The organism is Pandoraea cepalis (assembly GCF_902459665.1).
Lineage (GTDB): Bacteria > Pseudomonadota > Gammaproteobacteria > Burkholderiales > Burkholderiaceae > Pandoraea > Pandoraea cepalis.
The window spans coordinates 136,065-162,900 of sequence record NZ_CABPSL010000012.1; the positions used below are offsets into that span (position 1 = coordinate 136,065).

22 protein-coding genes and 8 pseudogenes are annotated in these 26,836 nt (G+C 60.4%); 16 read left to right on the forward strand and 14 right to left on the reverse strand.

The features are described from left to right. Positions 1-528 precede the first annotated feature (528 nt). The 5 genes from PCE31106_RS15665 to PCE31106_RS15685 all read right to left on the reverse strand — a co-directional run bounded on the left by PCE31106_RS15665 (position 529) and on the right by PCE31106_RS15685 (position 7,279). Complete coding sequence (locus tag PCE31106_RS15665) at positions 529-1,545, reverse strand: ATP-binding protein (protein WP_150563905.1); 1,017 nt, start codon at positions 1,543-1,545, stop codon at positions 529-531. Between the two features lie 10 nt (positions 1,546-1,555). Next, entirely contained in the window at positions 1,556-3,421 is a 1,866-nt protein-coding gene (locus PCE31106_RS15670; protein WP_174975218.1) for a hypothetical protein, read from the reverse strand. Positions 3,422-3,483: 62 nt separating this feature from the next. Continuing rightward, complete coding sequence (locus PCE31106_RS15675) at positions 3,484-4,182, reverse strand: hypothetical protein (protein WP_150563907.1); 699 nt, start codon at positions 4,180-4,182, stop codon at positions 3,484-3,486. A gap of 336 nt (positions 4,183-4,518) precedes the next feature. Then, the gene (locus PCE31106_RS15680; RefSeq protein WP_150563908.1) at positions 4,519-6,498 is read right to left on the reverse strand and encodes a site-specific integrase; all 1,980 of its coding nucleotides are present in this window, start codon (positions 6,496-6,498) and stop codon (positions 4,519-4,521) included. 370 nt (positions 6,499-6,868) lie between these two features. Next, on the reverse strand, positions 6,869-7,279 hold the full coding sequence (locus PCE31106_RS15685; protein ID WP_150563909.1) for an Xre family toxin-antitoxin system antitoxin: 411 nt from the start codon (positions 7,277-7,279) through the stop codon (positions 6,869-6,871). Between the two features lie 592 nt (positions 7,280-7,871). Between PCE31106_RS15685 and PCE31106_RS24555 the strand changes: the two are divergent. Beyond that, positions 7,872-8,123 (forward strand): annotated as a pseudogene (locus PCE31106_RS24555) (integrase core domain-containing protein); the annotation flags it as partial. Positions 8,124-8,350: 227 nt separating this feature from the next. Here PCE31106_RS24555 and PCE31106_RS15695 read toward each other — a convergent pair. The 5 genes from PCE31106_RS15695 to PCE31106_RS15710 all read right to left on the reverse strand — a co-directional run bounded on the left by PCE31106_RS15695 (position 8,351) and on the right by PCE31106_RS15710 (position 9,792). After that, positions 8,351-8,551, reverse strand: coding sequence for a hypothetical protein (locus tag PCE31106_RS15695; protein WP_039830432.1), 201 nt, complete (start codon positions 8,549-8,551; stop codon positions 8,351-8,353). Positions 8,552-8,710: 159 nt separating this feature from the next. Further along, positions 8,711-8,971, reverse strand: a complete 261-nt coding sequence (locus PCE31106_RS24020) for a hypothetical protein (protein WP_165385207.1) — start codon at positions 8,969-8,971, stop codon at positions 8,711-8,713. Further along, the gene (locus PCE31106_RS24320) at positions 8,932-9,144 is read right to left on the reverse strand and encodes a GDCCVxC domain-containing (seleno)protein (RefSeq protein ID WP_083902328.1); all 213 of its coding nucleotides are present in this window, start codon (positions 9,142-9,144) and stop codon (positions 8,932-8,934) included. Before PCE31106_RS24320 ends, PCE31106_RS24020 begins: the two co-directional genes overlap by 40 nt. Positions 9,145-9,151: 7 nt before the next feature. Continuing rightward, positions 9,152-9,427 carry a mercury resistance system periplasmic binding protein MerP gene (gene merP / locus PCE31106_RS15705; RefSeq protein WP_017234404.1) on the reverse strand — a complete coding sequence of 92 codons (276 nt, stop codon included), beginning with the start codon at positions 9,425-9,427 and terminating at the stop codon, positions 9,152-9,154. Positions 9,428-9,444: 17 nt separating this feature from the next. Then, positions 9,445-9,792, reverse strand: a complete 348-nt coding sequence (locus tag PCE31106_RS15710; RefSeq protein ID WP_017234405.1) for a mercuric transporter MerT family protein — start codon at positions 9,790-9,792, stop codon at positions 9,445-9,447. Between the two features lie 76 nt (positions 9,793-9,868). On the opposite strand from PCE31106_RS15710, the gene merR reads away from it, so the two are divergent. From merR to PCE31106_RS15730, 5 genes and pseudogenes are all read left to right on the forward strand, one after another. Further along, positions 9,869-10,264: a mercury resistance transcriptional regulator MerR gene (gene merR, locus PCE31106_RS15715; RefSeq protein ID WP_017234406.1), complete on the forward strand. Its 396-nt coding sequence runs from the start codon at positions 9,869-9,871 to the stop codon at positions 10,262-10,264. Positions 10,265-10,533: 269 nt separating this feature from the next. Further along, complete coding sequence (locus PCE31106_RS24480) at positions 10,534-10,668, forward strand: hypothetical protein (RefSeq protein ID WP_017234407.1); 135 nt, start codon at positions 10,534-10,536, stop codon at positions 10,666-10,668. Positions 10,669-11,283: 615 nt separating this feature from the next. Continuing rightward, positions 11,284-11,559, forward strand: a complete 276-nt coding sequence (locus tag PCE31106_RS15720) for a metal/formaldehyde-sensitive transcriptional repressor (RefSeq protein WP_017234408.1) — start codon at positions 11,284-11,286, stop codon at positions 11,557-11,559. A 7-nt stretch (positions 11,560-11,566) separates the two neighbouring features. Continuing rightward, entirely contained in the window at positions 11,567-12,826 is a 1,260-nt protein-coding gene (gene dmeF / locus PCE31106_RS15725; RefSeq protein WP_017234409.1) for a CDF family Co(II)/Ni(II) efflux transporter DmeF, read from the forward strand. 3 nt (positions 12,827-12,829) lie between these two features. Beyond that, positions 12,830-13,029: pseudogene (locus PCE31106_RS15730) on the forward strand (DUF1289 domain-containing protein). Positions 13,030-13,291: 262 nt separating this feature from the next. On the opposite strand, the pseudogene PCE31106_RS15735 reads toward PCE31106_RS15730, so the two are convergent. After that, positions 13,292-13,652: pseudogene (locus tag PCE31106_RS15735) on the reverse strand (transposase); the annotation flags it as partial. A gap of 108 nt (positions 13,653-13,760) precedes the next feature. Here PCE31106_RS15735 and PCE31106_RS15740 point away from each other — a divergent pair. The 8 genes and pseudogenes from PCE31106_RS15740 to PCE31106_RS15775 all read left to right on the forward strand — a co-directional run. Further along, a pseudogene (locus tag PCE31106_RS15740) lies at positions 13,761-13,994 on the forward strand (IS110 family transposase); the annotation flags it as partial. Further along, a pseudogene (locus PCE31106_RS15745) lies at positions 13,963-14,237 on the forward strand (APC family permease); the annotation flags it as partial. The pseudogenes PCE31106_RS15740 and PCE31106_RS15745, both read left to right, overlap by 32 nt. 246 nt (positions 14,238-14,483) lie before the next feature. After that, positions 14,484-16,409 carry a copper resistance system multicopper oxidase gene (locus PCE31106_RS15750; protein ID WP_150563911.1) on the forward strand — a complete coding sequence of 642 codons (1,926 nt, stop codon included), beginning with the start codon at positions 14,484-14,486 and terminating at the stop codon, positions 16,407-16,409. 17 nt (positions 16,410-16,426) lie between these two features. Continuing rightward, positions 16,427-17,317 (forward strand): copper resistance protein B, encoded by an 891-nt coding sequence (locus tag PCE31106_RS15755; protein ID WP_150563912.1) that lies wholly within the window; start codon positions 16,427-16,429, stop codon positions 17,315-17,317. Positions 17,318-17,389: 72 nt separating this feature from the next. Next, entirely contained in the window at positions 17,390-17,776 is a 387-nt protein-coding gene (copC, locus tag PCE31106_RS15760; protein ID WP_017234413.1) for a copper homeostasis periplasmic binding protein CopC, read from the forward strand. Between the two features lie 5 nt (positions 17,777-17,781). Beyond that, positions 17,782-18,705, forward strand: a complete 924-nt coding sequence (copD, locus tag PCE31106_RS15765) for a copper homeostasis membrane protein CopD (RefSeq protein ID WP_017234414.1) — start codon at positions 17,782-17,784, stop codon at positions 18,703-18,705. Between the two features lie 124 nt (positions 18,706-18,829). Next, complete coding sequence (locus PCE31106_RS15770) at positions 18,830-19,501, forward strand: heavy metal response regulator transcription factor (protein WP_094067655.1); 672 nt, start codon at positions 18,830-18,832, stop codon at positions 19,499-19,501. Next, the gene (locus tag PCE31106_RS15775; RefSeq protein ID WP_150563913.1) at positions 19,498-20,898 is read left to right on the forward strand and encodes a heavy metal sensor histidine kinase; all 1,401 of its coding nucleotides are present in this window, start codon (positions 19,498-19,500) and stop codon (positions 20,896-20,898) included. The genes PCE31106_RS15770 and PCE31106_RS15775 overlap by 4 nt, the downstream gene beginning before the upstream one ends. An 18-nt stretch (positions 20,899-20,916) precedes the next feature. Here the strand turns inward: PCE31106_RS15775 and PCE31106_RS15780 are convergent. Continuing rightward, a pseudogene (locus PCE31106_RS15780) lies at positions 20,917-21,189 on the reverse strand (TPM domain-containing protein); the annotation flags it as partial. 145 nt (positions 21,190-21,334) lie between these two features. Here PCE31106_RS15780 and PCE31106_RS15785 point away from each other — a divergent pair. Together PCE31106_RS15785 and PCE31106_RS15790 are read left to right on the forward strand one after the other, a co-directional pair. Next, positions 21,335-24,250 carry a Tn3-like element IS1071 family transposase gene (locus PCE31106_RS15785; protein ID WP_003158660.1) on the forward strand — a complete coding sequence of 972 codons (2,916 nt, stop codon included), beginning with the start codon at positions 21,335-21,337 and terminating at the stop codon, positions 24,248-24,250. 155 nt (positions 24,251-24,405) lie between these two features. After that, positions 24,406-25,626, forward strand: a complete 1,221-nt coding sequence (locus tag PCE31106_RS15790; RefSeq protein WP_150563914.1) for a recombinase zinc beta ribbon domain-containing protein — start codon at positions 24,406-24,408, stop codon at positions 25,624-25,626. A 12-nt stretch (positions 25,627-25,638) separates the two neighbouring features. Here PCE31106_RS15790 and PCE31106_RS15795 read toward each other — a convergent pair. Further along, positions 25,639-26,657, reverse strand: a pseudogene (locus tag PCE31106_RS15795) (IS3 family transposase); the annotation flags it as partial. 101 nt (positions 26,658-26,758) lie between these two features. Then, a pseudogene (locus PCE31106_RS24560) lies at positions 26,759-26,836 on the reverse strand (LysR family transcriptional regulator); the annotation flags it as partial.

Here is a 26,836-nt window from a genome sequence, read left to right on the forward strand (position 1 = left end):
GACCGCATGACGGGCAACTGAACGGTGCATCAAAAGTGGCATGCGTCAGTGCATATCGTGGCGTGCGAGCGCCACACTGAGGACAGTTTGAGCGTAGCGTATCCCCATGGATCGGGCATTTCTCCAGCGCTTCAATTTGACAGGCTGCATGATGAAACCCGAGGCTCAGGCAGGTCGGGCAAAATCTGAGCGCCTCGTCGCTGGCGAGCCCGCTTGCCCAGCGACCGGGTTCGGACTGTAGCACCCCGTCACGAATTTGCCGGATCAGGGCGCTTTCGGACTTGCGTTGCGTCATCCACTCCCCCCACAGCAATTCGCGGGGATGGCGCCGAGAGTAATCGTTGGGGGCAAGCGGTCTGCCGAATACGCCGGCACACAGTTCCGCGGCGCCCATGGCATTCGCAATCGCAAGCTTCCCCAAGCACGCATAAGCGCTCTCACCTACGACAAACCACGCTGGCGCCCAGGCCAACCCGTCTCGCAGCGCACCGTGTGCTGCCTGGCCGCCGCGTGAGGTCATCAAGAGATTCATAGACCCGCCGGATCTTGCGAGAGCGTCGCCTCGAAGCCGCTGCGTTGTACCGCCTGGATCCATGCGTCTCTTGATGCCTGGAAATCTCTGCCATCGTCGTCCATGTGGGTGCACAGGAAGTCACGAATGGCCCCTCCGACCCATTTCATGCCGATTTCTGCGTCGTGGCCCGTGCGGTGGTTGCCAAAGGTGGCGAAAGCATCCCAGCATGCCGGTGCCTCACGCTGTATGCGCCAGCCGGCATCGTAGGCGCGCGGTAGGAAGAAGGAGGAGATGCATACCCCGCTGCGCGACGGAAATTCAAAGATGTCTGGATCGTCATAGCACTGCAGCGTTACAAGAAGATCCTGTTCCGAACGGACGCCATGAAATGCATAGGGCGAGAGCAGAAACCTGCCAATTAAGTCGGTTCGTTTCGCTGTGCGCAGCTCGGTTCGCAGCGTGTGGAGCTGGTGGTGACCGAACAGCACCACCACGAGGGAGATGCCCTGGCGCGTCAAGTCGTTGGACAAATCACGCATGTGCGTGAAATCCGCCGTTTTCCAGTTCTGAGCTTCGTCGACAAACAGCAGAATCCGGTCGCTCGCATTCGTCTGTGCGGCGGCGAGCATCAGCGAAAAAACGCGGATGCGGCGTGCGATTGCGGTCCCCGTGTTTGGGCTACCATGGCCCAGATCCAGCAGGAGATCGCTGTATAGGGCGCGCTCGGTGGGATGGTCGTGCTCTTTCGCGTTCACGCGCAACCGTGGAACATTGGCGAAATGCTGTGTGACGGTGGTATCGATCAGGTTGATGGCGAATGTTTTGCCAAACCGTGATTCGGCAACGAAGCATACCCCTGATTCATAATGAATCAAGGCGTCTTCCACAATATCGAATGCTTCCTTGATCGCGGGCGTCGGCGCAATGACTTGGTCCTTGATCAATGGATGCACGTTTAGCTTTTCGTCTCGGAGCTGAAGAAGCTCGGGCAAAGTCATTCGCGGGCCTTGCGGAGGTTTCGTCGTTCTCATGATCTCTTTCCTAGCGCCCTTTCCACACCACTGGTTTGAGTCGATGTGTCAGCGGGCGAATGTGTGGCACTTGCACAGGTCGCTTCGGCGCTGCTGTCGCGTCGGTGCTGACGCCGCTCTCACGTGCCAGATTGGCAAGCTTGGTCGCGTCGCGAGATATCTTGGTTGGACGCTTGCGTGATTGTTCTTCGATGCGTGTGGCGAGCGCTCGCGCAACTTCCTGCATGGGATCGTCATCTGGCGCATAGCGGTGCTCGTTTGCCTGAATCGTCCTGCGCATCTCCAGCGTGTGGGCATGTCGCGCCCACCCTGCGTGCAGTATTGTCAATTCGCCAAGCGCAAAGCCATTGCTTAGATAGGCGTCGCAATTGCGCGCATCCCGCGGCACATGCACCACAATCCTCTTGCCGATTAAATGCCACGCGGTTTGCAGGTTCTCGTTGCTGTAACGTGCGCCGCCGAATTCGACATAGGGTCGCCGGCCCTGCCGTATCGAGCCACGTACGACGGGCGTGACGATCTCCACACCCAACGCGGGCGCGTTCCACGCTGGCGTGGGCAAGGCGGGCAGCAAGGGGCCATCGAACCCACGTTGAGCGAAGGCACGAAGCACCTCTAGTGGTGACTGTCCTCCGAGCGCCCGATGAGGGGTGGCGTTGTAGTTGGCACACAGTACGTCCGCGAGATAGAGCAGTTGCTGGTACGTAATCCCCAGTCGGCTCGCGGTACGCACCGGATCACGTGCACGTGTGTCGCCCGGATGTGACCCGGTTGTTGACGGCAGGCGTTGGAAGCCTCGTGTTTCCAACGTTTTGAACCAACGCTCAAGCAACGCGTTGTGTCCCCAATCGGCCAGTCCCCCATACGCGATGATGCAGCCGAGCCGACGACGCAGATGCTCCGCGATAACGTGGCTGTAGTGCTGCACAGCATTGTCCAGGTTCAACACGCAAGGGCTGCACTGGGTCAATTCGGGAATGAGGCCGGAGGGAAATCCTGCGCCTTGGGCATACTTGACGCCCAATATAGACGCTTCCATCGGCTGCCATGGGACGTTTGCAGCAACGAAGGCCGCTTCTATGGTTTGGGCGGACAGCTGCGTGGCAATGCCGACCGAGTAGCCCAAGATGGACCTCGAGTAGCTGTCCAGATAGGCGATAAGCCATAGGCGCTCGATGGGCACGAACTGGGGACCCACCGGGCCGGTAATCTCCAGCGTGCCGATGCAATCAATTTTGTGCGCATCACACTGTGCAATGTCAAAGGGTGCCATCGCACAAATCGGTGAGCGACGAGCGGTACCAAAGCGTAGTTTGTAAGCGGCATTCTCGCCAAATCGGGCGTCGACGGCGCCGTGCGGTGAGCGCTGGACAAGCTGAGTGACGTAGCGTGCCACGGATCTGCGCCCTTGGCTTTTCGTGTTCAGGGGGTAACTCCGCTGGTCGATGCCCGCATCGAAACACCAGCCGCAGAGCCGCGACCAAGCGGTTTTTGCCGATACCCTAGCTTCGGCGACCTCCCCAGAAATGCGTCGGCCGAGAATGATCGCGTCGAGTTTGTCTCGAATCTCAGGGTGCTCGGTGAGAAATTGCGTGAATGCGCCCGCGTGTCCGCCGCTGTCGGCGCGGTTCGGGAGTGATTTGTTTCGGTGATAGCCGCATGTGCGCACGCCGCGAAGCAACCCTGCCCAGCCGTACAGACGCCCGTCGTCGGCGAGCGTCACGCACCGATTGAGCTGCCGAATCAACACACTGCGAGACACCTGCGCGATCTGTGCGGCGCGTGTGAGGTGGCCGGTTTCCAGATAGAACGCGATGCCGGCGGACAGGCGGTCGAAGCGCTCTCGCACAGGATCAGTGAGCTGACTGGAGTCCACGCGTCGCCAGTCTTCGGTGTTGCGCCACTCCCATGGGAGGGTCCGGGCGGTCAGTGGCCTGCTCACGACGGTACTCCCTCGCGCACAAGTTCGGTGCGCAGCGAAAGCGGCTCGTTGCCCAATGCGAGCGCGAGGTATCCGCTTTGAACGAGTCGAAATGCCGCAGCGATATAGGCGTCACCCCTGCCAACTTGATCCAGCCGTGCGACATCCTTTAGCGAGATGGCGTGCCCTGCGTCGAGCAGTGCCCCGACGGCCATGGATTCATGCGCCAATGGTATGCCGCGATACAGCGCAAGCCAGTGAATGATGCGCAACCAGTTGTGAATACGTGCACTATCGACACGTAAGTCGTGCTCACTCAGGCGACAGTGCTCGGCCTCAAATGCTCGGGCAAGTCGCACGCGAGCTTGCTCCTTTGCCGGGTCGGTAGCTTCCCCCAGGCAACGCCACTCCCACATCCCGTCGTGTCGGCGCACTTCCGCGCACCAGCTGATTACTGAGCTGCGTGTGTCAGTCGACACCTGGCGCGGCACTGGCGCATAGTTCACTGAAACGATGTCCGGTGTCGACTCAGCGATTACAAAGTGGGCCAATTCCAGCTGTCCACTTAGCGCCCAGTCGCGATCCGATTTTGGACTGTAGACGTAGCAGAGGTTGGCTTTACGATGCCCGCGCTTGTCGTACGCGTCGGCCAGTGCCGCGCGCATGCGAGTCCCCGGGCGTGCGTTGGTTGCGGGATGTGAGGTAGTGCTGGACATGACGAGTCTCCCACGCTCAGTGGCGAGACGCACGCCTCATGAAGGTCGTACCACCGCGCTCCCAAGTGACGGAAGCAGGTTGCACCAATCCAGCCTTGACATGGCCGCCTATGCGACCTATGTTTAAAGCCAGTGCCCCACCGGTCAGGGGGTGTGCTAGCGGTAATCAACGGGTTCTGTCGCGCCAACGGCAGAGCCCGTTTGTGTTTTCATGTTGGCGCTTGAATACGTCTCCTTTCGGATCGTTATGATCCACCTCATATATCGATAGATCGTAACTCGCGCAAGGTCAAGTCCGTCGCACGGTTGTGCCATCAAACAGGCCGCGAGCGCGGGCTACAGGTGTTCGCCAAACGCCTTGTCCATGTCCTCGGCCCGCTTGCGTCTCTCGGGGTGTAAGTATTGTGAGGTGGTAGCTAAGCTCGCGTGCCCCATTTGATCTTTCACCACGTCGAGCGCAGCACCCCGCGCCACGGCGTGTGTGCCAAAGGTGTGCCGCAACCAGTGGGGTGTGGCCTGGCGGATTTGGTGGGCAGCGCCGGGATTGTCCGTTTCATAAACGCTTGCCGCCTCAACGAGCGTTTGGCGAAGCATATGGGCGAGTCCATTGGGCGACAGGGGCTGATGCGGATGGCGCTGCGCATCCCTGCCCAAGCGGCCGATGAGCGGGACATCCGGATCGATGTGGCCTACCACGTCTCCCATACCACGCTGCGCAAGATAGCGTTGCAGCATCTGCACTAGAGCGGTGGCCAACTCGACCACCCGCGTATGCTCGCCTTTGCCCGTGACGACCAGGCGCCAGCGCATACCAAGCCCGTCGAGCTTTTCGCATGACAAGTCCCCTACCCGTGCACTGGCAAGTTCAGACAACCGCAGGCCCGTGGCGTAGGCAAAACGCAGCACGAATTGACGGCGTTGCGCTATCGGATCGGCAGGGTCGAGGCGATCTAGGTAGTCCTTGAGCAAACCCCAATCGCCCTGGGAGAGACTACGATCACGGTTAGCGCCTCGATGCCCGTGCCCCGGTTTCGGTTTGGCGATGAGCAGCCACGGGTTGTAGCGCAGATACTGCACCGCCATAAGCCAGTTAAAGAGGCGTTGCAACACCGTCATTGACAGGCGGATGCTCGCCGGCGCGAGTGCGCTCGCGAAGGGGCGCCAAGTGGCGCTATAGCGAGGCAGGTGCCGTGATGCAATCCAGTGTGGCGCGGGCGAGGCGAGAAACTCCCGGTAGGCCGCGCAATCCTGCACGTCCACATCCGACAGTGCTTTACCCTGCTCGAACCAAGCCCAGTTCAAAAAGCGCTCGGCGTGACTGCGATACGAGCGCCACGTATTGCCACCGATCGGGTGCAGCGTGGCGAGCCAGGCCTGCACGGCGCCGAGATCGTGCGTGACAACGAGCCGACAAGTGCTCCCCATCAAGCGATTGTGACCATCTTGTCCGTCCAATCCCGTCGGGACGCTCAGGAACTCAAGGGGCGCTACACCGCCCAGTTGCGGTCGTAACAAACGCTGCACGTCAAGCCCCGCAGCGCGGCGCGGCACCAAGGCGTAGGCAGGTACGCTCTGTCCTAGCGAGCCCTCGTGGGCGTCTAACCATCGCTGCAGGCGACCGGCTGCGACCGGCCCCAAGCGGTGTACGCGGGCGTGCCAGCTCGGTCCATGCGTACGAATAAAGGCAATCAGATCCAGCAGCGAGAGGATGCCGGCGGCCTCCAGTCGCCCGGCAATCGCTCTATGGAACCAGCCGCGCACGTGGTGATGCACTTGTGGCTTGACGGCCAATAACTGCTGCAGGCGGGCCAGCGCTCGCAATTGGCCCGCCCGCAAGCGGTCGTTGCGCGCTTGACGCCGGTCGGTGCGCACCTCCGGGTGCGCTTCTTGAAAGAGCGCCAGCAGCTCCTTTTGACTAAAGCACTCGTAGGGATCGTAGGCTTCGGCAAAGGCTTCCAACGTGGGCACGCAGCTCGCGGATGCCGCATCACCGGACACCAATGATGGGCCGATGAGCACTTGTGGTGCGATGCCGAGGACTCGTGCACCGGTGTAGTCCCGCTCGCGGCGTGCGGCGGTGACCAATTGCTCACGTATCCAGCGCAGCGTCGTTCGAGCCCGGCGCAGATCGAGGCCGGTCTCCAGGTACTGGTCGGCCAAACGCTCGAGCGGCAAGCCTTCCAGATAACCCCGGAAGAACGCGAAGTGTTCGAGGCCGAGGTGCTCGCGGGTGGCCGGAAACGGGACGGCGCGTCCCTCGGTGCTGATGAAGGCGACGTCCGCCACGTCGGATGTGTGGGGTTTGGCGTGGTGCATGGTCTTGCGCGGATTAGCTGTGTTGCGGGGGCGCTCCCCCAACTCGTGCGTGACTCACGGGGCCATCGCACGACGACGCCCTACCCGGCTAACCAGGGGGTGCCGCGCAGAACGCCGCTAGGGCGTTGATTCGCAAGAGGATAGCGCTCGGACCTTGCGCCGGTGTCAGATTTATTCGACAAAATCCGCACTGATGCTTATGGCACTAATCATCAGTCAATTTTGAGAAATATTTCCAATGGATGTTCTGACCCCCGATGGGCTTGGGCGTGATCTCTCGTGGAGGCATTGGCGCGTTGATTACTTCGGCTGAATCAGGTTGCGAGCGAGGGCCCGGGCGCAAATTTTGATGATCGCAATATCGCCAACGCTATGCATAGGCCCCGCTCTGCATCCGTGCCAGGAGTGCCGACAAAAGCTCCTGCCCCAAAATCGTGTCCGAAAATTCCGCGGGACACCTGCCGCCAAGTGCCGGGGTTGGTTGCTGTAACCACTGGCCGGTCCAACGAGCCGGATCGAACCCGTCTGCCTGCCCCGACTGGACAACCATGGCCTCAACTTGCCCGATTAACCGGACAAGGCCAAGGACACGTTCGGCCTGGTCGACGGACAGGTGCTTCCGTTGCTTCACCTTGCGGTCGATTGCGGATCGAGAAAATCCTAGCGCCTTGACGAGGAATTCCTTGCTGATGTGCATGCGGTTTGCCACGCGCGGCACGTCACTTGCTCGCACGCCGTTCCTAATTCGTAAAACACGCTCATGTATCGTGGCTTGGTACATTTCCCGAGCCTCGGAGATGATGGACGTTGCGCGTTTGCCTCCCCTGTTACCCCTAGGGGAATTCTACGTTGCAGGGGCTGCCATTTTGTCTTACAGGGCGAGATACATGAACATGGCGAACACAAAGGCGATGGCAATCACACCCCCCCAACATTTCTGCGCTCCGGGACTTGATTGATTAATCGCGTCCGCAAGGTGGCTTCTTCTACGATACCTTCGACGTGCCATTTGCAGTGCGCTCCAAGGTGTCAGTTGTAAAAACTGGCGACGTGCCAACGATTCGATATTGGCAGTCTACCGGCGAGCGTGTGTAAGGACTTTACGCCACCTCCGTGCAGAATGGGGCTTGAAGCCTAACCCATTGAAACATCAATCTTGTCGCCAACAGCCCACCCGATTGCTTTCAAGACCTCGGCAAGCGGTCGACGCGATACATCAGCAATGCCGTCGGGAACTGGAACAAGACGTGTTCGGCACAGCCGACGTATGGAACGTAAGGTAACTGGCCCATGGGGATGTTCGCAAGTTCATTGTCGGAGTCTGACAGGGTGGGCTATGACGCAAAAATTTTTTCCGAACCCGTCGCCTACGCTACCTATTCCTCATCGACACCTTGATGCATTTCGGTAGGCAGTCGGTCAAACGCATCGAAACGTGGCGAATCGACTACCAATCGGCTCGACCGCATAGCGCCTTGGGGCAACTGGCGCCGGCCCAATTCCAGCACTGCATCAACCGAAATCTGGCCAGCCGGCCAACTTACGAATGGTGTACGCGGCAGGGTAAGGTCAAAAGGGTGCGAGGACTTGGCCCACCAACTCGCGGTCTACACCGCGGAAAATGACCGACAAGGCCTCGTCGCTGGAGCAAGCTCTGGCTTGACGTCGCCGAGAAGGTCTGAACCGGCCTATGGGGATTTTCTGCTGCCGCGATAGCCTGGATTACTGGTCGTAATCGACGGATTATTTTGGGACGTATATCGAGCAACAAATGGCTCGTTCGAGATCCCCACGCTGGGAGCCTCGACAGGAAACGAAACCTCTCGTACTGGATCAAGTTTTTGGATGAGCGTTAGTATGGCTTGGCCTTCTCCGCACGGCATTTCTCGAGCTCACGCGACAGTGCATCAATCTCCGACTGCATGTTGGCTGCTCGCTTGAGCAGTTGCCCCACCCGAAACCAATACTCATCACCCAAGTCGCCATCCGCCGAGGCGAGTTCGTGCAACTTGCGAAGTGCAATGGCCAGATCGATCTGATTCTCCGAAGACATCGACATGCTCCTTTTTTCGGCCCACATGCTACGTTCCCGTGCGAAATTCGGGTGGCGCGCACTTACGAGTTTATGTTCTCAGACCAGCTTGCCTGCCTCGAGTTTGAACTCTCGGTCGAGCACTCTTCTCGTTCCCAACGGCCATCTCCGATTTCGCCTTCACATTTTGACAAGGTGTTTTTGCAAACGGTAGCAGCCGAGTGTGGTCGATGTGATCTGCTCGGCTAAATCCGAACCAGTTTGACTGTTGGTTTTCAGGCAAAGCATCGCGCACACCGCCGGAACCACGGATTTGGCCATTTGGCCGCGACGCTTCCAACGGCGTGGTTTTCCCAGTCGCCATAGACGATCCGAGAGCGATTTAACCAACAGACTTGCCGCTACCCGCAGCATCCGCACTGCTGCTGGATCGGCGGACATTTGACCGAGCCGAACGAGCAGAAGACGCAACAGTCACCGGAGTTGGGGCGCAGCAGCATCATGCAGTGACTGCACTCGTAGTAATACTGGCAGGCGTTGGTGGGCATGGTTTCGTGTTGGGCAAAACCGCAATGCGGGCAGGTCAACAAGGACTCGAGGATGACGGCGTTCATCGCGGCCTCACTTGCGAACGGCGGACGGATAGCCCGCGTTCCCCGTCGCTTGCGTCAACGCCTGCGGCTGGGCCTCGTCGGGATCGTAGGTGACGGTGGCGGTCTTCTTGTCGAAATCGACCTTGACGGTGCTGACACCGGTCACCCGCTTTAATGACTTCGTGACCGTTATCGGACACAGATCGCACGTCATGTTCTGCACGTCAAGCGTGACCGTCTCCGGCGCGCCAGCCAGTGCCGCCAGAGGCAAGGCCGCGAGCACGGTCATCAGCAGTTTGCGCATGGAAACTCCCTTTCAGTTCAGTAGAGCAACGGTGCGAGCCAAGGCACGGCCAAGAGGCCGAGCAGCAAGAGGGCAATGATCCAGAACACACGTCGCTGACGATGGATCGGACGAAGATTTGCGCAGGGCATGTCGGGCGCGCAGACCTGCGGCACCCCATAGAGCTTGCGGAAGGCCAGCCCGAGAAACAGCAGCGTCAGGCCGATGAAGAAGGGCCGGTACGGCGCCATCGCCGCCAGGTTTCCGATCCATGTGCCACCGACGCCAAGTGCGAGCAGCACAAGCGGACCGACACAGCATACCGATGCGCCCACGGCGGACAGCACGCCCGCAATGAGCGAACCTTTCCCGCTGAGTCGCGCCATACGCTTCTCCTTGAATTAGTTTGCGTTGGTGATACTCTAAATCCCGTACTTAAGTACGGAGTCAAGGAGACATGTCGTGGCAACACTGAGTATCGGCAAGTTGGCCGAGGCTGCCGGGGTGAACATCGAGACGATCCGGTATTACCAACGGCGCGGCCTGCTGGAGGAACCACCCAAGCCGCCAGGCGGGCATCGTCGCTATTCAGCAGAGCAGCTCAAGCGGGTGCGCTTCATCAAGCGAGCGCAAGCGCTGGGTTTCACGTTGTCTGACGTTGGCGGCCTGCTGGCGCTCGATGCAGCGTGCGCCTGTAAGGAGACGCGGGCGTTGGCCGAGCGCAAGTTGGCGCTCATCGAGCGGAAGATAATCGACCTTGCCGCAATGCAAAAGGCGCTGGGCGCGCTGGTGCAGCAATGTGATGCGGGTGGCGGCGGGCCCAACTGTCCGATCATTGATGTGCTGGCTGGAGAATGAGCCTGAGCGCGCGAGTCCGTCGCCCCGCTGCCGCCGAGGGTGTGTTGATTGCCGCGCGCATGCATCGCTGTCGCAACTGTTCGACGCGTTGTTATGGCGGTGGCCGAGGCAGACCTGCAATGGAACCGCGTTGTCCGCACACTACGCATTTCCCGGCAACGCCACCGGCTGTGGATGTCAACGCCACGCAATGTGCAACGGTCTATAGTTCAAATGTGCAATTAAGGGACGGACCGTCCCGGGCGGTTCCCGAATTTTGGCGGGTCGACATGATGATTGCGATCATCATCTGCAAAGTGTGGCTGGTGCTGCTGCTCGGGGCAATTCCTTCCGAACCGACAGTACCGGGTGCCGACATCGGATCAGCCACGTTTTCCGGCGTCGTTGCCGACATGCCCCGCTAGCGCGAATTCAAAGCGTCCGGAGCAGACTCTGGACACCCGCTTCGCCTTCCAATCTCTCCACGCTCGTGCTGCCGTCGGGGTCATTCCGCTCACGGCAGCCCCGCGCTTGCCATGAACTGCTTTCACGGCCATAGGATGCAGTTCAAAGTGTCCGAGTGCGCCAGCGCGGTACAAACATCGGCACGCGCTCGCGGTAGTCCGCATACGCCCGCCCAAAACGCTCCATCAATCGAGCCTCTTTTCGCGTTGCTAGGCGCACATAGGCAAACACGATAGCCGGGGCCAGTCCCAGCGTGAAATGAGGGGTATACGGATTCTGTGGTTGGTTTCGGCTTGTGCGGCGCAGCAGTGGCTGAAGTGGGGCGATCGTTGATTCCGAGGGCACAAAACGGCCATTAGCGACCGCCCGCGAGCACTGCAACGGAGACATCCGAATGTTTCCTCCGTAATGCCAAGCTGGCATTCCATTCGAAAGCACCACACCCGGCAGGTTGAAATTTTCTGGCGCGAAGCGTCGCACTGGCAACGCTCCATTCAACCCTCGTTTGATAGAAACGTATACCCCCGTACCCTATATGTAGTAAGATAGCCCCCTACACTATTTGGGGGCTGGCCGTGAGCCATACGATTCGCGAAAAGCAGAAGCTGCTCAACCGGGTTCGCCGTATCAAGGGCCAGGTCGAGGCCATCGAGCGAGCACTTGAAGAGGAGCGTGGATGTATGGATGTGCTTCAGCTCATCACTAGCAGCCGGGGTGCAATGAACGGGCTGCTCGCGGTCGTTCTCGAAGACCACATCCGCACGCATCTCGTCGACGCAGAACCGCACGACGACGAGCACGGCAGCGGCACCGAGCAACTGATCGAAGTGGTGCACAGCTACTTCAAGTGAGAGAGATATGAGCAAATTTGAGGACGCCGCTTTCGGGGCGGGACACGATCACATTTTTCTGGGCGTAGCCCACGAAGACAATGAGCGCAGAACCTGGATGGTGATTGCGCTGTGCAGTGCGATGATGGTGGCTGAAATTGTCGGCGGGAGTCTTTTTGGCTCTCTCGCACTCGTCGCCGACGGTCTGCACATGTCAACGCACGCTGGAGCGATGCTCATCGCCGCTTTGGCTTATACGTACGCCCGCAAGCATGCTGGCGACTCCCGCTTCGTATTTGGCACCGGCAAGCTGGGAGATCTCGCGGGCTTTACCAGCGCCATCGTACTCGCGATGATCGCGCTGCTGATCGCGTACGAAGCTGTTTCGCGCTTTCTCTCGCCCGTGCCCATCCACTTTGGTCAGGCGATCCCCATCGCCGTACTTGGACTGCTGGTTAATCTTGCGAGCGTCTGGCTGCTAAGCGGCGATCACCACGGCCATGGACATAGCCACGGGCATAGTCATGGCCACAGTCACGAGGAAGAGGTGCATCGCATCTTCGGTAGCGCCGGCGTATTCGCCTTATCGGTCTTCGAAGACGGGGTGCCGCCTGTCTTCCGCATTGCACCAGAAACGGACTCTTCGAAGCTCAACGCCGATGCTGCTTCGGTTACGACGATCCGCCCCGACGGCACGCGCCAGACGTTCGCACTTGTCGATCGCGGTGGCTATCTGGAGTCGAAGGACCACATTCCTGAGCCCCATGCATTCAAGGCCGTTGTCCGCCTGCCCGATGGTGAACATCAAGTCTTGTTCGAAGAACACGAGCACGCCGATGCTCAGGATGGAGCAAACCGTGACCACAACATTCGCTCGGCCTACATTCACGTGATTGCCGACGCGGCGGTTTCCGTGCTGGCGATCATTGGACTGCTGCTTGCGCGTGCTTTCGGCTGGGTCTGGATGGACCCACTTGCGGGTGTGATCGGCGCACTGGTGATTGCGAACTGGTCGTGGGGCTTGATGCGCGATACGGGCGGCATCCTGCTCGACATGAATGCGGACAAGCGTATGTCCGAGAACGTCCGTCATGTCATCGAAGACAACGGCGATACCGTGCTCGATCTCCATGTCTGGCGCGTCGGTCCGGGGCATATGAGCGCGATCGTTGCGGTGGCCACCGATGAATCGCGGCGCAACCCGAGCTTCTACCGCGCAGCACTCAAGCGCTTCAAGGGACTGTCGCATGTGACGGCCGAAGTGAACCCGACCCGCGCAGTGGCCTGAGTGATGCCAGTCAAATCGCCATGCATCGATGTCTGTGCGTTCGATGGCAAGACCGGGCTTTGCATCGGCTGCTTTCGGACGCCCGACGAAAGCAGCGGCTGGAAGAAAATGACGACCACCGGCGTCATCAGATACTCAATGAGAAGACCCGGCGACAGGCGAAGGTAGCACGTGAGGTAAAGGTCGCTGAGGTGAAAAGCTGAAGGAATAGACGCGTTCCCCGGCACTGCCTGGGGGGGCGGAGTGCACCGTACTGCGGACGTTTGAGCGGGGAGCTTGTCACTGGCAGAAACGGCCTAGGGTGTGAGGAAACGCCGATTGATCCGCAGCATACGCGGCGGCCTGCGAGTCCTGCCTTGTTTTACTGTTTCCGCGGTCAATTCGGTGACGACGATCTGCTGAACGGCTCTGATGCCCTCCGCACCGTCGTCTTCGGTCCGCTCGGAAGGCGCAAAGGGCGGGTGCTTACGCACCCGTCAGCCGCATTGCTTTCATCGTTTTCGAGAACCCCAGTGTTTTCAGCACTCGCTTGAGGTTGTAGGCGAGCACATCCAAGCTCATCTCGGTGCCCACGTTGGCCAGCCTGCGTGCCAGGAAGTGTGTGTAGCCCATCCAGTGCTTGAACGTCCCGAAGACATGTTCGACCGGTTCGCCTGCGTACTGTCATCGCATCCGGAGTCTTGTCGAGCTAGCGTTGGACGGCTTCAAGCACAGTCTCATGCTCCCATCGGGGGATTCGTCGTTCGGGGCTCGGCGTGCACTGTGACTTTATCGCGCATTGAGAACAGGCGCTGCTCCAGTAGCGGCGCAGTTGCAAACCGTTTTCCCCCGGCTAAGGATTAGTTATCGATATATGGACAGCGCCGAACTCTCATGATTGCGTGCATGTGGAGGCTCGAATGATGTCCATGGGCGTCGCCGAATGAGTTGCTGAATGGAGGCATGCGGTGGTGCGCAACATTGGGCTCGTGAACTGACCAAACTGGGACATCAGGTCAGGTTGCTCTCACCGAGATTTGTGAAGGCATTCAACATCGGCAACAAGAGCGATGCGGCGGACGCGCGAGCGATCTGGCTAGCTGTCCAACAGCCGGGCAAGCACGTTACCGTAAAGACCGAAACGCAGCAGGCAGTACTTGCCATGCATAGGGTTCGGGAGCAGCTTCTACCTCGGGCTGACCGGGGTCGCTTGCGGCTGGTACTATCGCAAGGTGCTGACGCAGGGTCCGTGGGCCGTCGTGACCCATGTCATCTGGCCGGTGGCAAGCGGGCTCTTCCTCTTTTTCATCGCGGTCTACAGCATCCCGACCTTCGACTGGGCCACCAATGTCGTCGGCAGGCCGGCATTCTCATCGGTATCGTTCCGCTGCTGCTGAACCGCAAAAAGATCTGGGTAGCCCGGCGAGGCTGATCCGGCTGGGCGCCTGGCATTGGCCGCACGGGTCACCCGCTGACCCGTGCGAGCGGTGGAATTCGCGCATCGCCTCCCCGCGGCTGTCTTCAGCATGACAAATTCGTCATTTTGCCGTCATGTTATCGATGTCAGCGCCCGGATAATCTTGTGCCATGCCGCAAGGTACCGGCCGGGCGAACACCGCGGTACCGACTGACGGACATCGAGCCATACGGCGTTGTCGAGACAATCGGAAACGGATACATGCAAACGCACTTCGGCAGACGCACCTTCGTGAAGGGATTGGGGGCCGCCGGCCTTGCCGGCGGGCTTGGCCTGTGGCGTCCCCCAGTCTGGGCGATCTCGAGCCCGGGCCAACCCCATGTGCTCACGGGCACCCAGTTCGATCTCGATATTGGTCAGACCCCCATCAACATTACCGGCCAGACACGAACGGCCACGCTGATCAACGGCACCCTGCCCGGCCCGGTCCTGCGCTGGCGCGAAGGCGATGACGTTACCCTGCGCGTCGCGAACAAGCTTCAGGCGCAGACTTCCATTCACTGGCACGGCATCCTGCTGCCGAGCAACATGGATGGGGTTCCGGGGCTCAGCTTCAACGGTATCGACCCCGGCGAAACGTTCACCTATCGCTTCAGGGTGAAGCAACACGGCACCTATTGGTACCACAGCCATTCGGCCTTGCAGGAGCAGACGGGCGTGTACGGCCCGTTGGTCATCGACGCGAAGGATCCGGAGCCGTTCAAGTATGACCGGGATTACGTGGTCATGCTCTCCGATTGGACGGATGAAGACCCGCGGCGAATCCTGGCAAAGCTCAAGAAGCAGTCCAATTACTACAACTTTCACCAGCGCACGATCGCCGACTTCTTTCACGACGTCAGAACCCAAGGGTGGAGCGCGACAATCGCCGACCGAAAGATGTGGGCAGAGATGCGCATGAGCCCGACCGATCTGGCGGACGTCAGCGCCTACACGTACACGTATTTGATGAACGGGCAGGCGCCCAACGGCAACTGGACGGGCATCTTTCGCCCGGGCGAGCGCATCCGCCTGCGCTTTATCAATGGGTCGGCCATGACCTATTTCGACGTGCGAATCCCCGGCCTCAAGATGACGGTCGTGGCGGCCGATGGGCAATACGTCAATCCGGTCAGCGTGGATGAGTTCCGGATCGCGGTCGCCGAAACGTACGATGTGATCGTTGAGCCGGCGAACGGATCGGCTTATACGATCTTTGCTCAGTCGATGGATCGAACCGGCTTTGCCCGCGGCACGCTGGCCGTGCGCGAAGGGTTGGCGGCCGAGGTGCCCTCCCTCGACCCGCGCCCGCTGCTCACGATGGATGATATGGGCATGGGCGGCATGGATCACAGCGCAATGCCCGGCATGGATATGTCGAGCACGAGCGACGACGCGATACAGACCATGGATGGCACGCCTGCCAAGGATCCCAACGCCATGCCGGGCATGGATATGTCCAGCATGAGCGGTGAAAACCTGCAGACCATGGACGGCACGTCGAGCACGGATCCGGGGGCGATGCCGGGCATGGACGGCATGTCGGGATCGGCCACCGGCGCTGCGGCGGGCATGTCTGGCATGGATCACGGAGCCATGTCCGGCATGGGCGCCATGGGTGCGATGCAATCGCATCCCGCAACGGAAAGCGGAAATCCGCTGGTCGATGCGCAAGCCATGAGCCCCACGCCACGGCTCTCCGATCCAGGGATCGGACTGCGCAACAACGGACGTCGCGTGCTCACCTATGCCGACCTCAAGAGCACATTTTCCGATCCCGACGGACGTGAGCCGACGCGCACGATCGAACTGCACCTGACCGGCCACATGGAAAAGTTCGCCTGGTCGTTCGATGGCGTGAAGTTTGCGGACGCGAAGCCGATTCGCCTCAAGTACGGCGAGCGGGTCAGGCTGGTGCTGGTCAACGACACGATGATGACGCACCCGATTCATCTCCATGGCATGTGGAGCGATCTGGAGGACGAAGAAGGCAAGTTCATGGTGCGCAAGCATACGATCGATATCGCCCCTGGGTCGAAGCGAAGCTATCGCGTCACGGCCGACGCCCTTGGGCGATGGGCCTATCACTGCCACCTGCTTTTCCATATGGAGACGGGGATGTTTCGCGAAGTACGCGTGGAAGAATGATGCGAATGGATAAATCGATGTCGTCGACGATCCCGCGACGCCTCCACCGAATCGCCCTGGCCTTCGGCGTGTCGGCCGCCTTCGGTCACGCCGTTCCTGTCCTTGCGCAGTCGGCGGCTTCCCCGGCGCACGCGCACGTTCAGGCCGCGTCGGGGGACGTGGAGATTCAACCCATGCAACCCGCCGCATCGACCCCGACCGCGTCTCCGGTCCCGCCGCTCACCGACGCGGATCGCAATGCCGTATTCCATGGCGGGCATATGCACGATATGGGCGACGCGCAGATCAACTACCTGGTGCTGTTCGACAAACTGGAATGGCAACGCGCCGGCGGCGGCAATGCGTTGAACTGGGAAGGCACAGCCTGGGTGGGCGGCGATATCGACCGCTTGTGGATCCGTTCGGAAGGCAAGCGGACGGGACATGGTTTGGAGGACGCGGAAGTCCAGGCGCTTTGGGGTCATGCGATCAGTCCATGGTGGGACGTGGTCGGGGGCGTTCGCCACGACTTCAAGCCGGGACGGTCCCAGACGTGGGCCGCGTTAGGCCTGCAGGGGCTCGCGCTGTACAACTTCGACGTGGAGGCAACCGCCTATGTCGGCCAGGCCGGGCAGGCCGCCGCCAGGCTGGAAGGCAAATACGAGTTGCTCATTACCAACCGACTGGTGCTTCAACCGACGGCGGAAATCAATATCTACGGCAAGAACGATGCAAGCCGGGGTATCGGTGCGGGCCTGTCGTCCACCTCGCTCGGCTTGCGCCTGCGATATGAACTCGATCGCCAATTCGCCCCTTATATCGGTGTCAACTGGGACCGAAGCTACGGAAATACGGCGCGTTTCGCCGAGCAGGAGGGCCAGCGACGCAGCGAAGTGTCCTTTGTTGCGGGCGTTCGCGCCTGGTTCTGAGTCGGCGTTCGCACGTCCGGCGCACGACGTCCCCCCCTTTTTTTGCCTCACCCATTACCCACGGAGTTACCGATGAATCTTCGACACGTCGCCTCTCGCATCGCGGTGATCGCCGCCACTGGAGCCCTTGCCTCGGTCGCCTATGCGCATCCCAAGCTGTTGTCCTCGACGCCGCAGGAAAATGCCGAAGGCGCGGCGCCCGAAAAGATCGAGCTGCACTTTTCCGAGAACCTGATGACCCAATTTTCCGGCGCGGCGCTCGTCATGACGGGCATGCCGGGCATGTCCAGCCATGCGCCGATGCGGGTTGCCGCAAAGGTGTCGGGCAGCGACGATCCCAAGGTCATGGTCATCGCGCCGTCGCAACCCCTGCCGGCCGGCACCTATCGCGTCGACTGGCGCGCCATTTCTTCCGACACCCATCCGGTGACCGGGAAGCTTTCGTTCACGGTGAAGTGATCGGCATGGACAGTTGGGTCAACATCGCCGTCCGGTTCGCGCTCTACCTGGATCTCATGCTGCTTTTCGGATTGCCGCTCTTCGGGCTCTACGCGTTGCGGCGCCATGAACGACATTCCACGGATTTCGTGAGGCCGCTGCGCTCGCTGCTCGTGGCGCTGGTTGCCATCGGCATCGCGTTGTCTGTCGGCAGCATGATCGTAATGGGCAAAGCCATGACCGGCGCGTCCGATTACGCCTCGATCGGGGCGCACGCGTTTTCGATGCTGATCTCCGGTACGGCCTTCGGCGCGGCGTGGCTGGCTCGCATCGCCGCCCTGGCGGCAAGTCTTGCCGCCGCGCTCGCCCTTGCACGCCGCCCTACGACGTCGCTGGCGGTGGCCACCGTCTCCGGCGGTATCGCGCTGGTTACGCTGGCCTGGGGCGGACATGGGGTGATGGACGAAGGGGACAAAGGTGTCCTCCACCTCACGTCCGATGTCTTCCACCTCATTGCGGCCGCCGGATGGGTGGGCGCATTGACGGCATTCGGGCTGCTACTGCGCGTGGATCATTCGACGCCGCAAGCGCGCATCGCCCTGTTGAGCCGGACGCTGAACAGTTTTGCGGTCGTGGGCGCCATGATCGTCGTGACGCTCGTCGCCACCGGACTGATCAACTACGGCATGATCGTCGGTCCCACGTTGCGCGGTCTGTTCACCACCTCCTATGGGCAGTTGCTCGTCGTGAAGCTGGCACTCTTTGGCCTGATGCTCGGCCTCGCGGCGGCGAATCGCTACCATTTGGCGCCCTTGCTCGAGATCCGGGTACAAAGCGGGGATTTCCAGGGGGCGATATCCGCGCTGCGCCGGAGTCTCTTTATCGAAGCCAACGCTGCCACGGCGATCCTCGCTGTGGTCGCGGCGCTAGGCACGTTGAGCCCCGAATGACCGGGAGGGACGCCGCGGCATGCGCCGCGGACGTCCAGGCCGGGCATGGGATAATGCCTCGCTGCGCGGATGACGCCCACCCACGGCTCTGGCGGCATCGGCCGCCGGCCCGCCCAATTCTGATATGCGCATACTCATAGTCGAAGACGAGCCCAAAATGGCCGCCTACCTCAGGAAGGGTCTGATGGAGGCAAGCTATACCGTCGACACGGCGAACAACGGCAAAGACGCGCTGTTTCTCGCGCTGCACGAAGATTTCGATCTGATCGTGCTTGACGTGATGCTCCCGGAACTGGATGGCTTCGAAGTCCTCAAGCGCCTGCGTATACAAAAGCAGACGCCCGTGCTTCTGCTGACGGCGCGGGACACCGTGGAAGACAAGGTGACCGGCCTGGAGCTGGGTGCGGACGACTATCTGTCGAAACCGTTCGCCTACGCGGAATTCCTGGCCCGGATTCGATCACTCCTGCGGCGTGCTCCACGGGGTGTGCGAGACACGCTGGTCATCGCGGATCTTGAAATCGACCTGATCAAGCGCCGTGTGCGCAGGGGGCAGATCCGGGTCGACCTCACGGCGCAGGAATTCTCTCTGCTTCAGTTGCTGGCCGAGCGCCAGGGCGAGGTGCTGACGCGAACGTTCATTACCTCGCAGATATGGGACATGAACTTCGACAGTGACACGAACGTCGTCGATGTCGCCGTCAAGCGGCTGCGCGCCAAGATCGACAATGCCTTCGAGAACAAGCTGCTGCACACGGTCCGTGGGATGGGCTACGTGCTCGAGGATCGCTCGTGAGCTTCGACGCCAGGCCCTACTCCCTGCTGCGCCGTCTGACGGTGGCGTTTTCGACGGTCGCCATACTCGTATTCGCCCTGGTGGGCACGTTCCTCTATGATTCGTTGGCCACCGAGCTGCAGCGGCGCGACGACATCGAAATTACCGGCAAGCTGAACCAGTTCCTCCAGCTCATTCGCGATCAGGGCTCGATGGCGGCGATAAGGTCCAATCCGGCACTCTTCCACGAGGTGCTGCTCTCGCACCCTGGCGTCTATCTCGGCATCTTCGACGAGAACAACACGCCGCTCGTGGAACACTCGGACGCGGAGGCAGTAGACCTGTTGCCGGTAGCGACGTCGCACCACGCTTTGGGTGTGCCCTTTACTTGTGAGCCTGCGGGAATCGGCCTGTCGCGATGTATCTCCGGGCAGGCGGTGTTGCCGGGGGGCGGCACGGTTCGTGTCTCGCTTGTGCGCGCAGCGTCCGAGCGCCGATCTCTGCTCGACAGGTACCGCATTGACGTACTTCTCGCGATGGCCGCAGGGGCGGTGTTGGTCGGCACGCTGGGGTATGCCATTACCAGACGAGGGTTCCGGCCGATCCGCAGCATCGGTCGCCAGACCTCGCGCATCGAAGCGCATAACCTCGGCGAGCGACTCGACATTCGGGGCGGACCGCTGGAGCTTCAGGACATCGCGCTGTCTGTGAATCGAATGCTGGACCGGCTGGAACGCGCATTTGTGAGACTTTCGCAATTTTCGTCCGATCTCGCGCACGATATGCGCACGCCGCTTGCCAACGTCATCAGTTCATCGCAAATCACGTTGTCGCGCACCCGCACGATCGAAGAGTACGAAGCACTCATCGACTCCAACATCGAAGAATGCGAGCGGCTCCAGCGCATGACGGAAAATATGCTGTTCCTTGCTCGCACCGACAATGCCACACAGCACTTGGCGCTTGGCACGCTCGATGCGCAAAGCGAACTGCTCAGGCTTGCGTCTTACTTTCAGGGACTGGCGGAGGAGGCTGGCGTCGACATCGTTGTCGAGGCAGACGCTCGCATCTGGGCGGACGCGGGCATGTTTCGGCGCGCCGTGAGCAACCTCGTATCGAACGCGCTGGCGCATGCCGTGGCCGGCACCGCCATTACGCTTTGCGCCCATGAATCCTCGCACCACGCCATCGTCAGCGTGATGAACCTCGGGGAGTGCATCGCGCCCGAACATATCGAGAAAATTTTCGAGCGCTTCTATCGCGTCGATCCGTCTCGTCACGGATCCGCGAAGAACACGGGGCTTGGCCTGGCGATCGTCAAATCCATCGTGGAACTTCACCGCGGCAAGGTCGATGTCGTGAGCTCGGAGGGCAAAACCACCTTCATCTTGCTATTTCCGCGCCAACCGAGCGCATAGCGCCGCTCCCTCACCCCGTTACAAGACCACGGGCTTGTCGCTCAGCTCATTCGTGCCGCCGTCCCGTGCAGGGAAGTGTCGCCGCAGATGCCGGCCAACGGACTCGACGCCGGCGATGACACCGGCTTCGTATTCGCCTTTCTGAAAGGCGGCTTCCATCTGCCGGCACACGGCGCTCCATTCTCGCGCCCCGACTTTTTGATGGATGCCGCGATCCGCGACGATCTCGACGCTGCGATCCGCCAGCAGCAGGTAAATCAGAACGCCAGTGTTGTGCTCGGTATCCCATAGGGGGTCTCCTCGTTTTCAGTGCAATAAGTGACGGTACGCAAAGCTAGCACTGGCGCGGGGGTGGTCTGGGTAGACCGTTGATTTCATTGACTTTCCTGTTCGCTTTGTAAACGGGTATGGTGGCCTCCCACTTTTGAGGTTCACGATGCAGGGTTGGCACACAACGTTTTTGGGGATGCGTGGGCTCCCCCGCGATATCAGCGACTTCGAGATGAAGGCATTTTTCACCTTCGATGGTGCCGAGCGCGACGCAATCAATGCACGCCGAGGTGATTCCCACAAGCTTGGTCTGGCGCTCCATATTGGTTTCCTGCGCATGAGTGGGCGTTTGCTCGGTGCCTTTCGGGTAATTCCAGTAGCCTTGTGGCGCCACCTTGGCAACGAGCTTGGCATTGCAGCACCAGAAGTCGCCTCGCTGAGAGCCATGTATGAACGCGGGCGCACGCTATTCGATCACCAACAAGTAGCCTGCACGGTCCTTGGATTCCAGTGGATGAGCGAGCACCAGCGCCGCTCACTGGTACGTGAACTGCGCGACGAAGTGGCGCGCTGCGCCGACCGCGATCAGCTACTCGTGCGGGCGCGTCAATGGCTGTACAAGAACAAGCTGGTGATCGTGCACGAGCGGGCAATTCGGACACTGATTGCGGCGGCACTTGCCCAGCTTGAAGTTGAAACAGGCACCGCCATCGCCGCCAGCGTTGATCCAGCAACACTTGATCGCTGGCGAGCCTCAGTTTCAGAGCTGCGCCCAGATGGACAAACCCAGCAGAGTTGGCTATGGGCTGCACCGGCGAAACACTCAACCCGCCAAATCAGCGAGGTACTGGAGCGCATCGACCTGCTTTACACGCTGGACGTTCATAAGCACCTGGCAGACATCCCCGATCTCATCTTGCGCCGCTACGCGCGCCGACTTGTCTCCAGGCCGCCCTCAGCCGGAGCCAAGATCAAAGAGCCAGCGCGCACCGTGGAGGTCGCATGCTTTCTTCGGTATTGCCTGTTCACCACCACAGACCAGTTGATCCTTATGGTGCAGCGCCGGATCGCCGATCTGTGGCGTCAGGCTGCCGCCGATGTCCCCGCTACCGTCAATTGGGCCGCAATGTACAAAACGCTGCTCGGCGAACTTGTTGCCTTGAGCGCGCAAGGTGCGGTGCCAGATGCTGAGTTGCGTGCCCGTCTTGAAGCCTTGATCACCGAAACCCAGAAACGCAAACCACCGAGCAGGGCCTCCCTGGTCCGCGAGGGATTGATTGATGGAATTCGCCCCGTGCGGTCGTTGCTCGTCGCCATTGCAAAGCTGCCCTGGCAGGCCACCGGCGAGCATCCTGCCATCGAGTACCTTGCCAAGCTGCAAGCTTTATATCTCAAAGGATCCAGAAAGCTGCCAGTTGAAGTGGTGGCACCAAGTCTGGGAATGATCTGGCAGGTTTCGATCTCCAGCCCAGACCGGGAACGGGCGTTTCAGGCGTTGGAGGTGGCCACCCTGTTTGCCCTGCGCCGCGCGGTGCGCAATGGCTCGGTCTGGATTGAGCACAGCCTGAGCTTTCGGGGTCGTGCGCGCTTGTTCTTCACGGACGAGCGTTGGCAGGCAGAGTCCAAGAAACACTATGCCCGTCTATCGTTACCCAGCAAGGCTGCCACTTTCTTGAAGCCTTTGCTGGCCAGAGTAACTGCCGGTGTCGATGCGGTGGCCGCTGCAGCCCGCAGTGGCGTACTGCGCGTGGATGATGAACTCCATTTGTCGCCATTGCCCGCAGAGGACGAAGACCCAGAAGTGACCAAGCTGCGCGCGGCTTTGGATCACCGCATCGGTGAGGTTCAATTGCCGGAAGTGATTCTGGCCGTTGACGCCCAGGTGCGCTTTAGCTGGATCATGCTCGGACGTGAGCCGCGCTCTACCGACGAGCTGCTGATGGTCTATGCCGGCATCATGGCCCACGGCACCAGTCTGACTGCGGTCGAATGCGCGCGCATGATTCCGCAATTGTCTGCCACCAGCATTCGCCAGGCCATGCGCTGGGCGCGGGACGAACGGCGTCTGAGCCAGGCCTGCCAGGCTGTGCTGGAATTCATGCAGCGACACCCGATTGCCGCCACCTGGGGGCGGTCCGATTTGGCATCTTCTGACATGATGACCATGGAGACCACCAAACGGGTGTGGCAAGCCCGGCTTGATCCTCGGCGCAACACACCTTCCATTGGAATCTACTCCCATGTAAAAGACCGGTGGGGCATCTTCCATGCGCAGCCCTTTGTGCTCAATGAGCGCCAGGCGGGCGTGGCCATTGAAGGTGTCATCCGCCAAGAAAAGCTGGAGACCAGCCAGCTTGCTGTGGATACCCATGGCTACACCGACTTTGCCATGTCACATGCCCGTTTGCTTGGTTTTGATCTTTGCCCGCGGTTGAAGGAACTCAAACAGCGCCACCTCTTTGTGCCACGCGGCACCAAAGTGCCCGCAGAAATCGCTGCGGTGTGCGAAGCCAATGTCGACGTCGCTTTGATCGAAAAGCATTGGGATAGTCTGGTGCACCTGGCAGCCTCGGTCATGAGCGGACATGCCAGTGCGGTGGCAGCTCTTGCGCGGTTCGGTTCTGCCGCCCAGGGCGATCCAATCTATGAGGCTGGCGTGCAATTGGGGCGGTTGCTGCGTACGGCGTTTTTGGCTGACTACTTTGTCAAGGACGCTTTCAGGAACGAGTTGCGCCGGGTGCTCAATCGGGGCGAGGCTGTTAACGCCCTCAAGCGCGCCATTTATACCGGCCGGATCAGCCCGGCGCAGGCCAAACGTGTCGATGAAATGCAGGCTGTGGCCGATGCGTTGAGCCTGATGGCCAACATCGTGATGGCGTGGAATACCTCACAGATGCAGGCGGTCCTGGATCGCTGGTCGAACCGCCGCCAGGTCATTCCACCGGAACTGATCGGGAAGATTGCGCCCACCAGGCTGGAGAGCATCAACTTGCGGGGTGTGTTTCGCTTCCCGGTTGACCGCTATGCTGACCAAATCCTGCCTTCGCGGCCAAATGCATCGATAACTGGCACCAATGGATGAAACCGACCACGGTTTGACGCCACGAATCGCAGATTTGAAAGTGAACAGGAAAGTCAATGAAATCAACGATCTACCAACACCACCTCCGCGCCAGTGCTAGCTTTTCGTACCGTCACTTATTGCACTGAAAACGAGGAGACCCCGATTGGGAGGTATTGATTCGCGATGCCCACGTCGGCTATATCGACTGGGACGAGTTCGAACGCAACCAGGTCACGCTCAGGCAGAGTGCCACCAATTTCTGCGATGGCGCCCGGGGCGCAATGCCGCGCGAAGGCGTCGGACTGCTGCAGGGGCGCGTGATATGCGGCATATGCGGCAAGCGCATGCGCGTTAGATATCAGAGGGTGGCCAGCGCACTCGAGCCGTACTATGTGTGTCTTGCCGCGGCTGCACATCATGCTGACAAACCGTGCCAGTCAATACACGGGCGCGACGTGGACACGGCGATCAGCGCATTGCTGCTCCAGACTGTTGCGCCAGCGGCCATCGAGGTAGCTCTCGCCGTCGAGGACGAAATCGCTGGCCGCGTTGAACAGGCCGATGCGATGCGCACCAAGCAGTTGGAACGAGCGCGTTACGACGCCGAGCTCGCCCGTCGACGTTACATGAATGTTGATCCCGCCAACAGGATGGTCGCTGACGCGTTGGAAGCCGACTGGAATGCCCGCCTTCGGCAGTTAGATAGTCTGCAGCAAGAACACGAGCGCCAACGCAAGGCCGACCAGCGCTTGCTTGCGGACGAAGCGCGTGCGCGCATTCGAGCTCTGGCCGCTGACTTCTCCGTGGTCTGGAACGACAAGCGTATTGAATCTGTTGAACGCAAACGCATGCTCGGCCTCCTCATTGAAGACGTCACACTTATAAAAGCTGAACAGATCGCGGTCCACGTTCGCTTCCGTGGCGGTCAAACAACCTCCCTGATGGTCGACAAACGTAAGCCCATCGCCTTGATTCGCAAGACGCTGACCGAGATTGTTGCGAAGATCGACGAGTTGCTCGAAACCTGCTCTGACCGTCAGGTTGCCGCGCGCCTCAATGAGCTGGGCTATAAGAACTGGAGAGGTGAGTCCTTTACGCACAAGAAGGTCATCAATATCCGCAATGCTTATAAACTTAAAAGTCGATTCACGCGCCTACGAGAGCGCGGAATGCTCACCGCCAACGAACTCGCCGCACAACTCGGTGTGTGCCCGACCACAATCTATCAGTGGGGACAAAGCGGGTTCTTGCGCCAACATCGTTATGGCAATCTACATCGCTGTCTCTTCGAACCCGTTGGCAATGTCGTCCTCGTCAAGGGGCAAGGTGGTCGCTACAGTTCCACCGCTCCGACGCTTACTCCTGCTCAATCAGCCACACAAGGTGCAATGTGAAACCTACGCCTTACTTTGCGGGCTGCACACTGGCGTCGTCAACGGCTTCAGGCCGATGTCGGCAGCAAAGGCGCGGGTCTTCTCCGCGATGTAACCCGAGCCGTTATCCGTCAGCCATTCGATTTGCTCGGGGGCCTTCAGGGTGCCGCCGAAGCGATGCTCCACGGCAGCGAGCATAACGTCGCGCACGATGTCGCCACTGTGGCCGCCAGTCGTCGCGGCCCAGCTCATCGCCTCGCTGTCGCGGTCGCAGCAGTCCAACGCAAAGGTCACGCGCAGCGGCTCGCCGTTGTCGCAGCGAAACTCGAAGCCGTCGGAACACCAGCGTTGATTGCTCTTGGCCACTGCAACCTTGCCTTCGTGCCGGCGCTGTGCACGCGGCGGCATTGGCCTGCGCTCAAGCAGCAAACCGTGCACGCGCATGACGCGATAGACGCGCTTAACGTTCACCGGAGCCGAGCCTTGGTTCTCCCGCTCGTTTCGAAGCTTGCCCCAGACTCGTCGATAACCCCAGCTCGGCAAGTGCGCAACGATGCGCTGGATTTCTTCTGCCAACCCAGCATCGTTGGTTTGCCGAGCCGTGCGCCTATCGCACCAATCGGCAGGTCGAGCCAGCTTTGCCGCCACATTCGAGCGCGCTACGCCGAGAACTTCACAGACCTGCTTCACTGGTCGTCCCCCGGCAATGATGGCGAGCGCGCAATCCATTTTTTTGCTCGGCCATATTCGACGGCTTCGCGAAGGATTTCCGCTTCCATCGTTTTCTTGCCCAGCAATCGTTGCAGTTCCTTGATTTGCTTCAGAGCGTCGGCCAACTCCGAGGCCGGCACCACCTCTTCGCCAGCGCTCACCGCCGACAGGCTGCCATCCTGATAGAGCTTGCGCCAATGAAACAACTGATTCGGATTCACGCCGTGGACGCGGGCCACCATCGAGACCGTCTTGCCCGGCTCGAGGCTCTCCCTGACCATCGCCACTTTCTCTTCTACCGACCACCGCCGCCGGCGCTCGGGTCCCGTCAATACATCCATCACTTCTTGATTGGTGTTAGTCAAAAACACAGTCGTATGCCTACCCGCTATTGTAAGTGGGAGACTGTGTCCGGACTTTCAGGGGGCCGCTCCACCGCGGCAAGCGCTGTACGCAGCCGTTTAAGTGAATTACTGACGGCAGGCTGCGTCAGCCCCAGTTTTTCGCCGGCCGTCGATAC